This is a genomic window from Nocardia vulneris (assembly GCF_001613425.1).
Classification (GTDB): domain Bacteria; phylum Actinomycetota; class Actinomycetes; order Mycobacteriales; family Mycobacteriaceae; genus Nocardia; species Nocardia vulneris.
In genome coordinates, this window is record NZ_BDCI01000041.1 from 220,711 (window position 1) to 236,293 (window position 15,583).

The following is a 15,583-nucleotide window of genomic DNA, read 5'->3' on the forward strand; positions in this document are numbered from 1 at the left end:
AGACGTAGTAGATAGGCCCAGCTACTGCGCGGTGAGGAAGGCTCCCGCGCGCAAGGTGCTGCCGAATCCGGGCGCGAACTCGCCGTATTCATAGACGAGATGGCCGCCGACCACGGTGGCCGCGACGGCCCGATCGTTGCGGTTGACCATGCGATCCAGGCCGGTGATGCCGGGAACCGGAGCTTCCGCGTAGGCCGCACTGGACCCGTCGAAGCCCGCCGGGTCCAGCACGGCCAGGTCCGCGCGGGCGCCTTCGCGCAGGCGGCCGGTGTCCAGGCCGTACCAGTCGGCCAGCTCACCGGTCAGCCGATGCACGGCCTGCTCGACCGGCATGAAGCCGCGCTGGTGCACCCGCTCGAGCATGCGCAGCCCGAAGTTGTAGAACGCCATATTGCGCAGGTGCGCACCGGAATCGGCGAAGCCGACCTGCATCACCGCCGACTGCTGCAGCCGGTCGAGCACCTCTTCGCGATCGTTGGCGATGACCGTGCGCCAGCGCAGCCCGGTGCCGTGCGTGACGGCCAGGTCGAGCAGTGCGTCCGCCGGATGGATACCGCGCTCGTCGGCCACCTGGCCGAACGACTTGCCGACCACCTCGGCCTCCGGACAGGCCACGATCTGGGCGTCGTAGAGGTCGCGATGCCAGACCCGGGGGCCGTACTTCTTGGCCAGGTCCTTGCGGAACTGCCGCCGGTAGGACTCGTCGGCCAGCAGCTCGCCGCGCTTCAGCACGTCGCGGATGTTGAGCGCCGCGACGCCCGAACCGAACTCCTCGAAGACCACCAGATCGACACCGTCGGCGTAGACCTCGAACGGCACCGGCAGGTGCTGCCAGCGGAACGCGGCGCCGCCGACCGTGTTCGCGATCCAGGCCGCCGTGGCCGCGGCCCGCGCGGTGGTGCGATCGGCCTTGACGTCCATGCCCGCGATCAGCGTGGTCTTGAGGGGTTTGCGGAACCGGCCCGCGCTCTCGGCGAAGTAGCGAGCGATCTCGAGCCGGGAGGTCAGATTCGGCGTGCTCTGATGGATTCGATCGCGTTGCCGCAGAATCTTGTTCAGCGCCGCGTACTCCCGCCAGCTCGCATAGGTGGACGGCAGCTGCCGGGCCGGGAAGCGGTCGCCCTCCAGCTTGGAGAACGAGCTGCGGATGGTGGACAGGCCCAGGAAGCCCGCGTCCAACGCGTCGGTGAGCATGTGCCGCATGCGATTCAGCTCGTCGCGGGTCGGGGTGACGGTCGCGTCGGTGGCGCGGCCGAGCCCCATCACGGCGACGCGGATATCCGAATGCCCGAGCAGCGCCGCGACATTCGCGCCGAGTGGCCGCGCGGCGAGCGAGTCCCGGTATGCCAGTGGGCTTGCCCAGTCCTTGTGCTCCTTGACGGCCGAATGCACGGCGTCCCACGGCAGCGCCTCCACCCGCGCGAACATGTCGGCGCAGTCCTCGGCCGTCGAATAGACCGTGGACAGCGAGCAATTACCGATCACCACCGAGGTGACGCCGTGGCGCACCGATTCGCCGAGGCCGGGACTGCCGAGCACCTCGGCGTCGTAGTGGGTGTGCACGTCGAGCATGCCCGGGATAACCCACTTGCCGGTGGCGTCCACGGTGCGCGCGCCGTCGGGCAGCGGGGCGGCACTGATGGTCACGACCTTGCCCGCGGTGATGCCCACATCGGCGGTGCGCGGCGGTGCTCCCGTGCCGTCGAACACCGATCCACCACGGATGACCAAGTCGCACGCCGTCATCTGAGCTCCTTCGACCAGCACCCAGTATCTGCTACTGCGGGTATTGGATACATGGTTGCACGTTTGTCGCCGCGGCTCATCCCGCGGGCGGATCGGTCCTGATCAGCCGCCATACAGCGCGGTCTGCGCCTGCCGATAGCGTGCGCGGATCACCGCACCGGTCGCGGCGTCGTCGGCCGAGGACGGCACTGCGCCGGCGGGTCGAGCGGGCCAGTCGGGTGGCTGCGGCGTGCCCGCGAGCGCCCACGCGGCCTGTCGCGCCGCGCCCAGCGCGACGTATTCGGCAGGTTCGGGCACGGTGATCGGCGTCGCGAAGATCTGCGCCGCGATCGTGGCGACCAGTGCGGAGCGCGCTGCGCCGCCGATCAGCAGGACGCGTCGCGGCGCGACGCCGGCGGCGCGGATCGCGTCGAGCGCCTCGGCCATATTGCAGAGCATGCCTTCGAAGGCGGCGCGGGCGATATGGCCGGGGCGCATGGTCGCCGCGCACAGGCCGTGCAGACTGCCGGTCGCGTCCGGCCGGTTCGGCGTGCGCTCACCGGCGAGATAGGGGAGCAGGACCAGCCCGTCCGCGCCCGGAGGCGCCTGTGCCGCAAGCGCTTCGAGCGCAGGCAGGTCGACGCCGAGCAGGTCCGCCGTGGCGCTCAGCACCCGCGCCGCGTTGAGCGTGCACACCAGCGGCAGGAAAGCGCCTGTCGCATCGGCGAATCCGGCGATCGCCCCGGTGGCGTCGGCGCTGGGCCGTGCGGCGCGGGCGAAGACCGTGCCGCTGGTGCCGAGCGAGACGACCACGTCGCCGTCGCCGATGCCGAGTCCCAGTGCGGCCGCGGCATTGTCGCCGGTGCCCGCCGCGACCAGCACGCCCGACGGCGTGCGCCCGGCGGCTTCGGCCGGGCCGAGAACCCGGGGTAGTTCCGGCGTGCGCCCCCGGAAGCCAAGGGCGAGCAGGTCTTTCCGGTACCCGCCGGTGGCCGCCGACCAGTAGCCGGTACCGGAGGCGTCACCCCGGTCGGTGGTCGGTTCCGCGGCTGCGCCGCCGCGCAACCGCCAGGTGAGATAGTCGTGCGGGAGCATGATCCGGGCGACCCGGTCGGCGCGGTCCGGTTCGTGATCGGCCAGCCAGCGCAGTTTCGCCACGGTGAACGCGGCCACCGGAACGCTGCCGACGGCCTCGGCCCATGCCTGCGGCCCACCCAATTCGGTGACGAGGTCGGCTGCCGCGGCCGCGGAGCGGACGTCGTTCCACAGCAGCGCGTCTCGCACCGGGTGACCCGCGGCGTCGAGTGCGACCAAGCCGTGCTGCTGACCGGCGATCGCCACCGCCGCCACCTGCTCGAGCAGTCCGGCGCTCGCCGCGCGCAACGCGTCCCACCAGGCCTGCGGCGCGACCTCGGTACCGTCCGGATGCGGCGCGTGCGCCTCGTGTCGGAGTTCGCCGGTCGCCGCGTCGCAGACCACCACCTTGCAGGACTGGGTGGAGCTGTCCACCCCCGCGACCAGCGTCATCGGTGCTGTCCCCGCCCGCTGTCACCCTCGATCACCACGGCACACATCAGTCCACTGTGCACCCGAAGCGCCTTCGCACGAGGCATTTCGGGTATTCGATCCCGGGATCGGGCACACTGGCCCGGTGACCGACGATCCGGACCGACCTGCCGACGTGCATGTCCGGACCGGTGCCGGAACGCCGGTGCCGGAGTTGACCGACGCGTTGCTCACGGAGATTCTCGACGACCCGCAAAGTCCGCGGGATCCGTCCATCGAACTCGAACGCGCTGCGCACGACTACCTCCGGGCGCGGCTGCTCCCCGACGGCATGTACGAACTGGAATACTGCGCCGGCGACGCGACCGAGATCTTCCAGATGTACACCTCCGACGCCCGCATGGTCCGCGACGTCATGTTCGCCTGGATCGACGAGAACCCGTGGTGGCGTGCGTCGGTCGCCTGGTACCGCGTCGACCCGGCGGTGGAGGAGGTCCGGTCGGTACTGCGCGAGTTCGACGATCTGCTCGGCGGACTGTCGGTGCTCGACGCTATCGGGTCGAGCATGGACGACGCGCTGGCGCGAGCGGACGAACTGCTCGCGGACGTGGGCGACCCGGAGGATCAGGCGGACGGCGGTACTTCCTGATACCACCATGCGGTGGTCGCGATCTCCGCGTCTTCGAGCGGGAGATAGGTGTCGCTGTCGCGCCAGCCGAGTCCCTGCACGGTGACGCGCAGTTCGCGATGGAAGCAGATGGGGTCGCGCACATGCCAGCGGTACATGCCGAAACGCTGGTGCGCCTGGTAGATCTCGTCGGCGGGCAATGCCTGGGGCAGGCCGAGGTACGCGGTCGAGTAGGTCCGGTACTTCCCGTCCATATCGAAATTCCATGCGCCACCGAAGTAGTCCTCGGTGCCCGTGCCGCACAGCGACGGATATTCGTCGTCGCCGTCGAGATAGAACTTCAGCTCGCCTTCGCCCCACCAGCGCGGCGCGCCCGGCCGAATCGCCAGGTACGTGCCGACATACCGGCCGCGCGCGGGACCGGTCTCGAGCAGGGTGTGCACCGCGGGACTGCCCAGCGGCGCACTGCGGGACCAGCGGGCGTGCAGATACCCGGCTTCGCCCGGCACGTCCTCTTCGCCGTAGGTGATCTGGTAGTACACCGGAACCGAACGGCCGCAGTGGTTTTCCAGCGTGATGCGGGCCCGCCGGCGAAACGGCATGGGCCAGTAGCTGTTCAGGCCGCCCGCCGGGGCGACCACCACCATCTCCGAATCGACCAGTGCCAGTTCGTCCCAGCCGTTGCAGAAGAAGTCGCCGAGCGGCACGTCGATCGCGGGCTCGGCCGCATCGTCCCAGTACATGCGCAGCGTCAGGTCGCGCAGGACCGCACGGTCGGTGGTGAGCCAGCAGTGCCGCAGCACGCCGGGGCCGGAAACATCGGCCAGCGTGGCGGTTTCACCGTCGCCGAGCATGATCGACGGCGAGATCTTCCAGCCGGGGCCGAGCAACCGGGCCGCGTGCGCGCCGGTACCGGTCGTCGCGCGGGCGCCGCCGCCGGGAGCGCCGGTGGGATTCTCGGCGCTCACCGACCGCGTCCGCGTATCGTCGAGCAGCCACAGCTCCGACCGGCGCCGAGCGGTCACAGCCCCGGCCAGCCGTACTTGCTCGCGGTCGGCGCCAGCCCGGCCGCTCTGGAGGCGCCCGCGGTCGCCGGCACCGGCGCGGTCGACGGATACTCGGGCTGCTGCGCCTGCTGGTGCCGGGCCACTTCGCGGCGGAACTGGTCCATGTCCAGCCATTTGACCTGCTCGATCAATTCGTCCAGCGTGCCGGGCGCGGGCACCCCGGCCTCGGCGTAGACGAGCAGGCCCTCCCGAAACGCCATCACCGTCGGGATACTGGTGATCTGGGCCCGCGCGGCGAGTTCCTCCTCGGCCTCGGTGTCCACCTTCGCGTGCACAATGTCCGGATGGCGTTCCGCGGACGATTCGAAGATCGGCGCGAACTGCCGGCACGGACCACACCAGCCGGCCCACCAGTCCACCAGCACGATGTGATTGCCGGTGATCACGGAGTCGAAGTTCTGCTGGGTCAGGGTCTGGGTGGGCATGTGATCCTCGCATAGGTGTCCGACAGAGCAACCGTGCATCTTCGCACAGCGCGCGACAGTCAGGAACTCGCCCCGGTACGGTGTTGTTCGCTCGCCAGGAAGTGCGCGATATCGGTATTGCGTTCGTAGAGCTCACGGTAGTGCTGGTAGTAGGAATCGTAGTCGGCGGTGTGCCCGGGCCGCGGCGCTACGGTGCCGACGATCGGATTCCAGTCGCGGGTGTCCACCCCGGCGGCCTCGGCCGCGAGCATGGCGTCGCCGAGACAAGCGCCGATCGGGTCGGCGGGCAGTTGCTGGGGCAGTCCGGTGACGTCGGAGACGATCTGGGTCCACAGACCGCCCTTGGTACCGCCGCCGACCGCGACCAGCCGCCCCGCCCGGCCGCCCGCCGCGGCCATCGCCGCGAGATTGTGCCGCACGCCGTACGCGATGCCTTCCAGCACCGCCCGATACAACTCCGCGCGCCCGTGGCGCAAGGTGAGCCCGGCGACGATACCCCTGGCGCCCGGATCGAACAGCGGGGTGCGCTCGCCCGCGAAGTAGGGCAGTACCAGTAGTCCGTTGCTGCCCGGGGGCACGTCGGCGGCCGCCGCGACGAGCTCGGCGAATTCGCCGCCGACCAGTTCGCGCAGCCAGTCCGTCACCGCGCCCGCGGTGGCCATGCCCGCCGCGAGAGTGTATGTGTCCGGCCAGGTTCCGCAGGTACTCCAGAGACCGGGATGCGGGTTCGGTTCGGTCAGCACCTGCACCAGGAACAACGTCGTGCCGTACATGATCATGGCATCGCCGGGTGCGCGCACGCCGACGGCAGTGGCCTCGGCCCAGGCATCGACGGTGCCGGTGGTGACCGGAAGTCCCACGGGCAGACCGGTGCTCGCCGCGGCCGCGGGGGTGACCCGGCCGACCACCTCGGTCGGCCAGGCCAGCTCCGGCAGCCGCAGGCCGGGCGCCACCTGCTCGGCCCAGTCTGCGGCCCATTCGCGCTGCCGCAGGTCGTACATCGGCACGCACTGGCTCGCCGATTGATGGTCCAGCACGTATCGGCCGGTGAGGCGGTGCACCAGAAAGGAACTGGCCATCAGCAGCAGTTCGGTGCGGGCCTGGATGTGCGGTTCGTGGGCGGCCAGCCAGCGCAGTTTGGGCCCGACGGCCTGACTGGTCAGTGGCGAGCCGGCCCGGCGCAGCACCGCCTGCGCGCCGAATTCGGTTTCCAGCTGGGCGATCTCGGCGGTGGCCCGGGTGTCGACGCCGTACAGGATGGCGGGTCGCAGCGGTGTGCCATGCGCGTCGGCGGGCAGCAGGCAGGGCCCGATGCCGGAAACCGCGAGTCCGGCGAGCTCGGCACCGTCGGCCGCGCCGACCAGATCGCCGACGATGGCGGCGAAATCGGCCCACCACACCGTTTCCGCGTCGTGCTCCACCCAGCCCGGCTGCGGCGTCGAGACCCCGTGCGCCCGTTCGGATCTGGCGACCACGGTGCCGTCCGCGCGGGTCAGCACGCCCTTCGAACTGGCGGTGCCGATATCGACGCCGAGAAACAGGGGACCAGCCATACCCGAGACCTCCCGTGAGTGAGCCGCAGCGACCACCCGAACCTACCGTGGCACCACTTTCGCGGTATGTGGCTCGCGTGGCCGCGGGAACCGCAGCGGCGCGAGGTGCACCCCGCCCTGACCCCAGCCCGCGCTGGTGATCCACCAGCGGTCCGCGTCCGGCAGCACCTCGGCGGCGTGCGCGGTGATATGGCCGATCTTGTCCCCGATCCGGAACCGGAACGGGCTGTCACTACGGAAGACGTCCGTGCCGACATAGGTCGGCCGCGGGCCGATGAACAGATACCACCAGCCGTCCTGCTGGACGACGAAGGGGGACTCGGTGTTTCCGGCCTCGGTGCCCTTCGTGGGGTCGGTGTAGGCGATGTGCCGATGCCCCCAGTGCACCAGATCGCTGCTGGTGCGATAGGCGACCACGTGATGCCCGCCGGCGGGGGTGCTGGTCGCGCAGTAGTACATCACCCACTGATCGCCCACCCTGGCCACCATCGGATCGCGGGCGTCGTAGCCGTCCCGGAACAGCGGGCCCGAACGTCTTCGCACCCAATGGAACAGATCGGTCGAGGTGGCCAGGTTGATCGCCGCGGCGGTCCGGTCGGCGCCGCCACCGGCATAGAACATGTAGTACCGCCGATGGGCTGCGACGACGAACGGGGCCCACAAATGGGTTTCGCCGTAGTCACGGTCGACCTGCAGGGCGGGGCGCTGTTTCACCCACGGTCCCAGCAGTTCGCGCGCCGTCGCATGGGCGAATTCGGTTTCGTCGAACGGGTCCGCGGGCTCGGGATGCGTGATGCCGAACAGGTGCAGACGCCCCTTCGGTTCCCGAACGATCGTGTGGTCGTTGATGTACCAGTCCTCGGCCTCCCCGGCGCCGGGGTCATAGATTCGCGTGAACGGTCCCGCGCTCACCACCTCGCGCATCGCCATATCCACCATCATCCTCGCGATCCGCTCAGTCGTGGGGCACCACACTGCGCCGCAGGTAGTCCGCGGTGATCGACTGCGGGTCGTCGAGCAGCGCCGCCGGCGTTCCGGTGAACACGATCTCGCCGCCGTGCTTGCCGCCGTCCGGCCCGAGATCGATGACCCAGTCCGCGCGTTTGACGACATCGAGGTCGTGCTCGATGACGATCACCGTGTTGCCCGCGTCGACCAGGCGGTCCAGCAGGGCGAGCAGTGTGTCGACATCGGACATGTGCAGCCCGGTGGTCGGTTCGTCGAGCACGTAGATCCCGCCGCTGCGGTGCAGGTGATCGGCCAGCTTGATGCGCTGGCGTTCCCCACCCGACAACGAACTGAGCGAGCGGCCCAGCGTCAGGTAGCCGAGGCCGACCTCGTTGAGCGCGCGCAGCGGCGGGCGAATCTTGCTGTCGCCGTGTCCGTCCCAGAAATCCAGGGCCTGTTCAGCGGTCATCTCCAGTACATCCGCGATGGAGACACCACGCACGGTATAGCCGAGCACGTCGGGGCGATAGCGCCTGCCGTGACACGTCTGGCACACGGTGGTGATCGGGTCCATGTACGCCAGGTCGGTGAAAATCACACCGGCGCCGCCGCATTCGGCGCACGCGCCGTCGGAGTTGAAGCTGAACAGCCCCGGCTTGACGTGGTGCGCGCGGGCGAACGCCTGCCGCAGCGGCTCCATGATGCCGATGTAGGTGGCCGGGCTGGAGCGGCGCGACGCGTGAATGGCCGACTGGTTCACCGCGATCGCGCCCGGATGCGCGGCCAGGAACGCGCCCGAGACCAGCGTGCTCTTCCCGGAGCCGGCCACCCCGGTGACCGCGGTGAGCACGCCGGTAGGGAATCGCGCGGTGACGTTCTTCAGGTTGTAGCGGTCGACCTCGGCCACGGTGAGCCAACCGGTGGGCCGGCGCGCACGGTCCTTGACCGGCCGTATCCGGCGCAGTCGCTCGCCCGTCGAAGTGCCGGAGGCGCGCAGCTTTTCGAGCGGGCCCTCGAACACCACCTGCCCGCCGTGCCCGCCCGCACCCGGCCCCATGTCCACCACATGGTCGGCGACCGCGATCACGTCGGGGGAGTGCTCGACCACCAGCACGGTGTTTCCCTTGTCGCGCAACTGGATCAGCAGACTGTTCAACCGGCCGACGTCGCGCGGATGCATGCCGACGCTCGGTTCGTCGAAAATGTAGGTCATGCCGGTGAGACTCGAACCGAGGTGCCGAACCACCTTGAGTCGCTGGGCTTCACCGCCGGACAGCGTCGAAGTCTCCCGGCCGAGTGAGAGGTAGCCGAGACCGACCTCCTCGATCCGGCGCAGCCGGGCGATCGCCGACTCGGCGATGGGCGCGGCCACCCGGTCGTCGATCGCGCCGAGCACGCCGATCAGGTCGGATACCTCGAGCTCGCCGTAGTCGGCGATGCTCAATCCGTCGATCTCGGTGGCCAGCGCGGCGGCGTTCAAGCGCGCGCCGCGGCAGTCGGGACAGATCTCCTCGGTGACGACCGCGCGCGCCGCGGCTCGGTTCTTCTCCGACAACGAGCTCAAATCGCGTTTGATGTAGAGCCGGTCGAGGCGTTCGAGCAGGCCCTCATAGGCATTGCTACCCATAGATCCGGTCTTGTTCGGGCGCGGCACCCGGAAGCCGTTGCCGCGCAGGAACAGCTGCCATTCCTCGGCCGTGTAGTCGCGCAGCGGCTTGTCGGGATCGAACAGGCCCGACTGGGCATAGAGCTGCCACTGGAAGGTGCCGATCGCGAACGGCCCGAACGTGATCGCGCCCTCGTTGAGCGACTTGTCGGTGTCGAGCAGCTTGTCCAGGTCCGCGCGTACGACGTGGCCCAGCCCGCCGCACTCCGGGCACATCCCGAGCGGGTCGTTGAACGAATAGCGCGACGCCTCACCGGCACTCGGCACGCCGTGCCGGGAGAACAGCACGCGGATGATCGACTGGATATCGGTCATCGTGCCGACGGTCGAGCGCGAATTGCCGCCGATCGGCTTCTGATCGATCACCACCGCGGGCGCGAGGTTGTCGATGAGGTCGGCTTCGGGCCGTTCGTATTTCGGCAGTCGATTCCGGATGAACCAGGTGAACGTCTCATTGAGCTGTCGCTGCGATTCGACCGCGACGGTGCCGAACACGATCGAGGACTTCCCCGAGCCGGACACCCCGGTGAAGACCACGAGCTTGCCCTTCGGAATGGCCAGCGAGACGTTGCGCAGGTTGTTCTCGCGGGCTCCGACGATCTGAATGGTGTCTCGCTCTGTACTCACGCCGACGACGGTAGGGCGCAATGCGGACGGTTCCGGTCCTCATTACGGGGAATACTCGAACTATGACCGACGCCGCCGCGCGACTGCTCCAGTTGCTGTCTCTGCTGCAGACCCGCCGGGAATGGACCGGCCCTGAACTGGCCGAGCGCCTCGGCATCACCGTGCGCACGGTGCGCCGCGATATCGAACGGCTGCGTGACCTGGACTATCCGGTGTCCGCGAGCCTCGGCTCGATCGGCGGCTACCGGCTGGAAGCGGGCACCGCGCTGCCGCCGCTGCTGCTCGACGACGACGAAGCGGTCGCCATCACCCTCGGGTTACGTAGCGCCGCGCAGGGCTCGGTCGAGGGTATCGAGGAATCTGCCGCGCGCGCCCTGGTGAAACTCCAGCAGGTGCTGCCCTCCCGGCTGCGCGGCCGCGTCGATGCGATCGACACCGCCACCGTGTCGCTCGGTGGCCCGGCGGCCGGACCGCGGGTGGATCCGGAGACACTCGTCGCTCTGGCCGGTGCGGCCCGGGACGGCGAGCGGATCCGTTTCCGCTATCGGGACAAAGCCGACCAGGAGAGCAAGCGATTCGCCGAACCGCACAGCCTCGTCTCCGCCGGACGCCGCTGGTATCTGGTCGCCTGGGATATCGAGCGGGAGGATTGGCGCACCTTCCGCGTCGATCGGATCGATGCCCCCTTCCGTACGGGAATGCGCTGTGTACCAAAGGAATTGCCTGCCGCCGATGCCGCCGCGTTCGTCACCGAGCAGCTCGCCCGCTCGCGTCCGGCGCGCCGGGTCGTCCTGCTCGTCCACGCCGGCGCGGCCGAGCTGGCCGACACCTTCCGGGTCCGGCCCGACGAGGTCGAACCGATCGACGCGCGGACCTGCCTGATCCGCACCGCCGCCGACTCGCTGGAGTGGACCGCGCTGCGGATCGCCCACCTCGGCCTGGACTTCGAGGTGCGGGAGCCGCCCGAGATGCGGCAGCTGCTGCGCGACCTCGGCGCGAAACTCGCTCGGGCGGCCGGGAATAACTGAAAAGCGACCAATTCCCTTGCTTTCAATTCGGACATGCGGACGGTCGTGCGTTGCTATCGTTCCGCCATGCCGAAGACGGGCCCCGATGAGGTGGAGACCGAGGCGCCCGTGGAGGATCGGTCGTCACTGCTGGAAGTCGACGACGAGGAGCGGCCGGCCCGGGAACTGACCGGGTGGGCCGAGCGGGTAGTCGCGGTGACCGCGTTCGCGGTCGCGCTGCTGGTGGTGTGGCAGGTGTTCCGGCCGCTGCCGCAGGGCAGCCAGTACTACCTGGTGATCTTCCTGGCGGCGACCCTGCCGCTGGTATTCCTGTCCTACCGTTCCGGCCTGCGCTTCCTGGATCGAGACGGCGGTCCCGGTATCGCCGACTGGTCGCTGGCCGTGCTCGCGGTGTTCGTGGCGCTGTATCCCGTGCTGCCGTGGACGATCGGCTCCGGCGGCGGTGGCTACAACTCCTTCCTGGACCGGCAAGGCCTGCTCGATCCGGTCGACGTCGGGATGGGCGCGGTGCTGCTCGTGCTGGTGCTCGAGGCGTGCCGGCGGACCACCGGCTGGGTGCTCGTCGCGGTATGCGTGGTGTTCCTGGCCTACGGGTACTACGGCGGCTATCTGCCGCAAGGCTGGAGTGTCGCGCACGCGGGGCTGGACTTCGGGCAGATCGTCGACGCGCTGTACAACTCCGGCAGCGGGTTCTACGGCACCCCGCTCGACGTCGCGGCCACCTACATCGTGCTGTTCACGCTGTACGGCGCGGTGCTCGAATTCTCCGGTGCGGCACAGTTCTTCGTGGATCTGTCGGTCGCGGCGTTCCGCCGTTCCCGCGGCGCCGCCGGACGCACCGCGGTCGCGTCAGGCTTCCTGCTCGGTACCGTCTCGGGCTCGGGCACCGCCACCGCGGTGACCATCGGTGCGGTGACCTGGCCGATCCTGCGGCGGGCCGGATATCCGCCGGAGCAGGCGGGCGGCATGCTCGCCGCGGCCGGAGTCGGGGCGATTCTGTCGCCGCCCACGCTGGGGGTCGCCGCGTTCATCGTCGCGGAGTACCTCGAGGTGTCGTATGTGACGGTCCTCGGCTGGGCACTCATTCCCACGGTGCTCTACTACCTCGGCATCCTGCTCGCCGTGGAGATCGACGCCCGCCGGCTCGGCACCACCGGCGTGGAATTCGACGGTGTCTCCGCCTGGCGGCTGCTGCTGCGCTTCGGATACCACTTCCTGTCGCTGATCGCGATCGTCGTGCTGCTGCTGATCGGCGTCAGCGCCACCCGCGCGGTCGTGTACGCCACCGCGCTCGCGTTCGTGCTCGCCTTCCTCGACAAGCGCACCCGAGCATCGGCGCGCTCGCCACGCCATGTCTTCCAGGCGATCGGCAGCGGCGTGCGGGCGGCGCTGCCGGTGGTCGCGGTGTGCGCCTCGGCGGGCGTGATCACCGCGATGACCACCAAGACCGGCCTCGGTTCGCAGCTGGCCGCGCTGCTCGTGCGGCTCGCGAAATCGTTGTCCGACAACCACACCGTGGTGCTGGCCTGCACCGTCGTGCTCGCGGCGATCGCGCTGGCGCTGCTCGGCCTCGCGGTGCCGGTCACCGCGTCGTTCATCATCGGCTGGGTCATCATCGGCCCCGCCCTGCTCGCCCTCGACGTGCCCCCGCCCGCGGCGGCCATGTTCGTCTTCTACTACTCGGTGCTGTCCGAGGTGACGCCGCCGACCGCGCTCGCCGCCGTCGGCGCTGCCGCGGTCACGGGCGCGCGCACCGTGCCGACCATGTGGCAGGCGCTGAAGTACGCGCTACCGGCGTTCCTGGTGCCGGTCGTGTTCGTGCTGACCGAACCGGGCGAGTACTTGCTCGGCCGGGGACCGGTGCTCGGCATCATCTGGGCCACCCTCGTCGCCTGCCTCGGGGTCGCCGCGCTGGCCGTCGCTACCGGCGGCTGGATTTTCGGGCTCGGCCCGGCCGGGCCGGTCGCCCGTGTCCTCGCCGCGGTCGGCGGCCTACTGCTGCTGTATCTGGAAACCGGCGCCCTCATCGCCGGGCTGATCGCGCTGATCGCGGCCATCGGGGTCACGCTGCTCGCTCGAAGGAGAACGACATGAGAAGAGTCGCCATAGTTTTCGCCGTCACCGTGGTGTCGGCCGGACTGCTCGCCGGCTGCGGCGGCCGCCGCGACGCGCCGCACCACGACGCGGGCGCGCCCATCACGTGTGCGGTGAAACAGGAAACGCGGGTGGGCATCGCGACCGGCAACGCGACCGGCGTGTACTTCGCGCTCGGCAACGCCTACGCCGACCAGATCGCGCAGGCCACCGACGGCAAGGTGAAGGCGACCGCCGCGGAAACCGGTGCGTCCGTGCAGAACATCCAGCAGTTGGTCGCGGGCACCTATCAGGTCGCGTTCTCGCTCGCCGACACCGCGGCCGACGCGGTGACCGGCACCGGCAGCTTCGACGGCAAAAAGCAACCGGTGCAGGCACTTTCGCGGCTGTACCCGAACTACACCCAGGTGGTGGTGCGGGCCGACGCGGGCATCAACTCCGTCGCCGACCTGCGCGGCAAGCGGGTCTCCACGGGCTCGCCCAAGTCGGGCACCGAGGTGATCGCGCAGCGGGTGCTGCAGGCAGCGGGCCTGCACGCGGACAGCGACATCTCGGCCCAGCGGCTGGATCTCACCAAAACGGTCGACGGCATGAAGGACGGCACGATCGACGCCATGTTCTTCTCCGGCGGACTGCCGACCCCCGGTATCACCGACCTGTTCACCTCGGCCAAGGACAAGGTCCGCTTCCTCGACATCACCCCGCAGCTGTCGGCGATGCGCAACCTGAGCCCGGTCTACGAGGAGGGCACCATCCCCGCCGCGACCTACGGGCTGCCCGCCGACGCGAAAACCATTGTCGTGCCGAATGTCCTGCTCGTCCGGGACGATCTCGACGCGGATCTGGCGTGTGTCCTCGCGAAGACGCTGTTCGATCGCAAACCGCAACTGGAACAGGCCAACTCCGCGGCGAAGGGCATCTCCCGGGACGCGGCCACCAACACCGCGCCGGTCGTCCTGCACCGCGGCGCCGAACACGCGTTCATGAAGTAGCCGCCGCCGGCGGATAGCTGTGCTGTTAGCTGCCTGCGTGCCGCGCCGCGTTGATATCGTCTCGTTCTGCGGCGGAGCAGGGTCGCTCCGGTCGTCGAGAGAGGATGAGATGCGAAGAGTGGTCGTAGTTTTCGCGGTCGGCTCGCTATCGGCGGGTCTGCTCACCGGATGCGGCGACGGCGCCGGGACAGTGCCGACCGACGCCGGCGGCCCGGTCACCTGCCAGGTGCGGCAATCGACCGAGCTGGGCATCGCCACCGGCAACGCGACGGGCGTCTTCTCGGCACTCGGCACCGCGCTCGCCGATCAGATCTCCCTGGCGACCAACGGGAAGGTGACGGCCACCGCCGCGGAAACCCTCGCGTCGGTACAGAACATTCAGCAGCTCGTGGCGGGCAAGTACCAGGTGGCCTTCGCGCAAGCCGACACCGCGGCCGACGCGGTGCTCGGCATCGGCACCTTCGACGGGAAGAAGCAGCCGGTGCAAGCACTGTCGCGGCTCTACCCGAGCTATGTAGAGGTCGTCGTGCGCGCGGACTCCGACATCACCACGATCGCCGACCTGCGCGGGAAACGCGTGTCCACCGGCTCGCCCACCTCGGGCACCGAAGTGGTGGCGCGCCGCGTGCTGCGGGCCGGCGGGCTCAACCCGGACAGCGATATCGCGGTGAACCGGCTGGACCTCGGCAAGGCTGTCGCCGGGATGAAGGACGGCACCCTGGACGCGCTGTTCTTCGTCGGGGGCCTGCCGACCCCGGGCCTGGGCGAGCTGTTCAAATCGAACAGGGGCGAGTTCCGGTTCCTCGACACCTCCGACCAGATGGTCGGCATGCGCGTTCTGAGTCCCGCGTATGAACTGGGCGTCATTCCCGCGGCGACCTATGGACTGGCCGAAGACGTGCCCGCGATCGTCGTGCCGAATGTGCTGCTCGTCCGCGACAATCTCGACGCCGATGTGGCCTGCGTACTCACCAAGACGTTATTCGAGCGCAAGCCTCAGCTGGAACAGGCGAACTCCGCCGCAAAAGGAATCGTCCGGGACACCGCCCGCGCGACGGACCCGGTACCGCTGCACCGCGGTGCCGAGCACGCGCTGGAGAACTAGGACCGGACGCCCGGTTTCGGGAACTTTGCGGTGGCCTGAGTCACATTCGTGTGATTCGTCCGGGCAAGGGGCCGATGCCAGGCCCCTTGACCTGCGAATTCTCGGGCTGCGCAGGCGATTTGACGTGGCGTTCTCCGGCGCGTAACTTAGTTCGAGTCAGAGCGACACGGACACCGACCCGGAGCCGAGAAGCCAGCGGAGACGCTGAGCGGAGGGCCT

Annotated in this window: 11 protein-coding genes and 1 pseudogene; 5 read left to right on the forward strand and 7 right to left on the reverse strand. The window is 69.5% G+C overall.

Annotation, left to right across the window (positions count from 1 at the left end; genetic code table 11):
* Positions 1–21: 21 nt before the first annotated feature.
* Both NVU01S_RS35715 and xylB read right to left on the reverse strand, forming a co-directional pair.
* Complete coding sequence (locus NVU01S_RS35715; protein WP_043665260.1) at positions 22–1,746, reverse strand: N-acyl-D-amino-acid deacylase family protein; 1,725 nt, start codon at positions 1,744–1,746, stop codon at positions 22–24.
* Positions 1,747–1,848: 102 nt separating this feature from the next.
* Entirely contained in the window at positions 1,849–3,252 is a 1,404-nt protein-coding gene (xylB, locus tag NVU01S_RS35720) for a xylulokinase (protein WP_043665258.1), read from the reverse strand.
* Positions 3,253–3,376: 124 nt separating this feature from the next.
* Between xylB and NVU01S_RS35725 the strand changes: the two genes are divergently transcribed.
* Positions 3,377–3,880 carry a hypothetical protein gene (locus NVU01S_RS35725; protein ID WP_043665255.1) on the forward strand — a complete coding sequence of 168 codons (504 nt, stop codon included), beginning with the start codon at positions 3,377–3,379 and terminating at the stop codon, positions 3,878–3,880.
* Here the strand turns inward: NVU01S_RS35725 and NVU01S_RS35730 are convergent.
* From NVU01S_RS35730 to NVU01S_RS35750, 5 genes and pseudogenes are all read right to left on the reverse strand, one after another.
* Positions 3,856–4,827, reverse strand: coding sequence for a glycoside hydrolase family 172 protein (locus tag NVU01S_RS35730; RefSeq protein ID WP_244467124.1), 972 nt, complete (start codon positions 4,825–4,827; stop codon positions 3,856–3,858). The genes NVU01S_RS35725 and NVU01S_RS35730 overlap by 25 nt on opposite strands.
* A 158-nt stretch (positions 4,828–4,985) precedes the next feature.
* A pseudogene (locus tag NVU01S_RS35735) lies at positions 4,986–5,351 on the reverse strand (thioredoxin family protein); the annotation flags it as partial.
* A gap of 59 nt (positions 5,352–5,410) precedes the next feature.
* Positions 5,411–6,904 carry an FGGY-family carbohydrate kinase gene (locus tag NVU01S_RS35740; RefSeq protein WP_043665250.1) on the reverse strand — a complete coding sequence of 498 codons (1,494 nt, stop codon included), beginning with the start codon at positions 6,902–6,904 and terminating at the stop codon, positions 5,411–5,413.
* 42 nt (positions 6,905–6,946) lie between these two features.
* Complete coding sequence (locus NVU01S_RS35745; protein ID WP_244896324.1) at positions 6,947–7,834, reverse strand: glycoside hydrolase family protein; 888 nt, start codon at positions 7,832–7,834, stop codon at positions 6,947–6,949.
* 25 nt (positions 7,835–7,859) lie between these two features.
* Positions 7,860–10,145: an ATP-binding cassette domain-containing protein gene (locus NVU01S_RS35750; protein ID WP_043665627.1), complete on the reverse strand. Its 2,286-nt coding sequence runs from the start codon at positions 10,143–10,145 to the stop codon at positions 7,860–7,862.
* 62 nt (positions 10,146–10,207) lie between these two features.
* Here NVU01S_RS35750 and NVU01S_RS35755 point away from each other — a divergent pair, with 62 nt between their 5' ends.
* The 4 genes from NVU01S_RS35755 to NVU01S_RS35770 all read left to right on the forward strand — a co-directional run bounded on the left by NVU01S_RS35755 (position 10,208) and on the right by NVU01S_RS35770 (position 15,364).
* Positions 10,208–11,173, forward strand: coding sequence for a helix-turn-helix transcriptional regulator (locus NVU01S_RS35755; RefSeq protein WP_043665244.1), 966 nt, complete (start codon positions 10,208–10,210; stop codon positions 11,171–11,173).
* A 66-nt stretch (positions 11,174–11,239) separates the two neighbouring features.
* Entirely contained in the window at positions 11,240–13,267 is a 2,028-nt protein-coding gene (locus NVU01S_RS35760; protein ID WP_052280264.1) for a TRAP transporter permease, read from the forward strand.
* The gene (locus NVU01S_RS35765; protein ID WP_043665241.1) at positions 13,264–14,259 is read left to right on the forward strand and encodes a TAXI family TRAP transporter solute-binding subunit; all 996 of its coding nucleotides are present in this window, start codon (positions 13,264–13,266) and stop codon (positions 14,257–14,259) included. Before NVU01S_RS35760 ends, NVU01S_RS35765 begins: the two co-directional genes overlap by 4 nt.
* A 109-nt stretch (positions 14,260–14,368) precedes the next feature.
* Positions 14,369–15,364, forward strand: a complete 996-nt coding sequence (locus tag NVU01S_RS35770; RefSeq protein WP_043665239.1) for a TAXI family TRAP transporter solute-binding subunit — start codon at positions 14,369–14,371, stop codon at positions 15,362–15,364.
* Positions 15,365–15,583 lie beyond the last annotated feature (219 nt).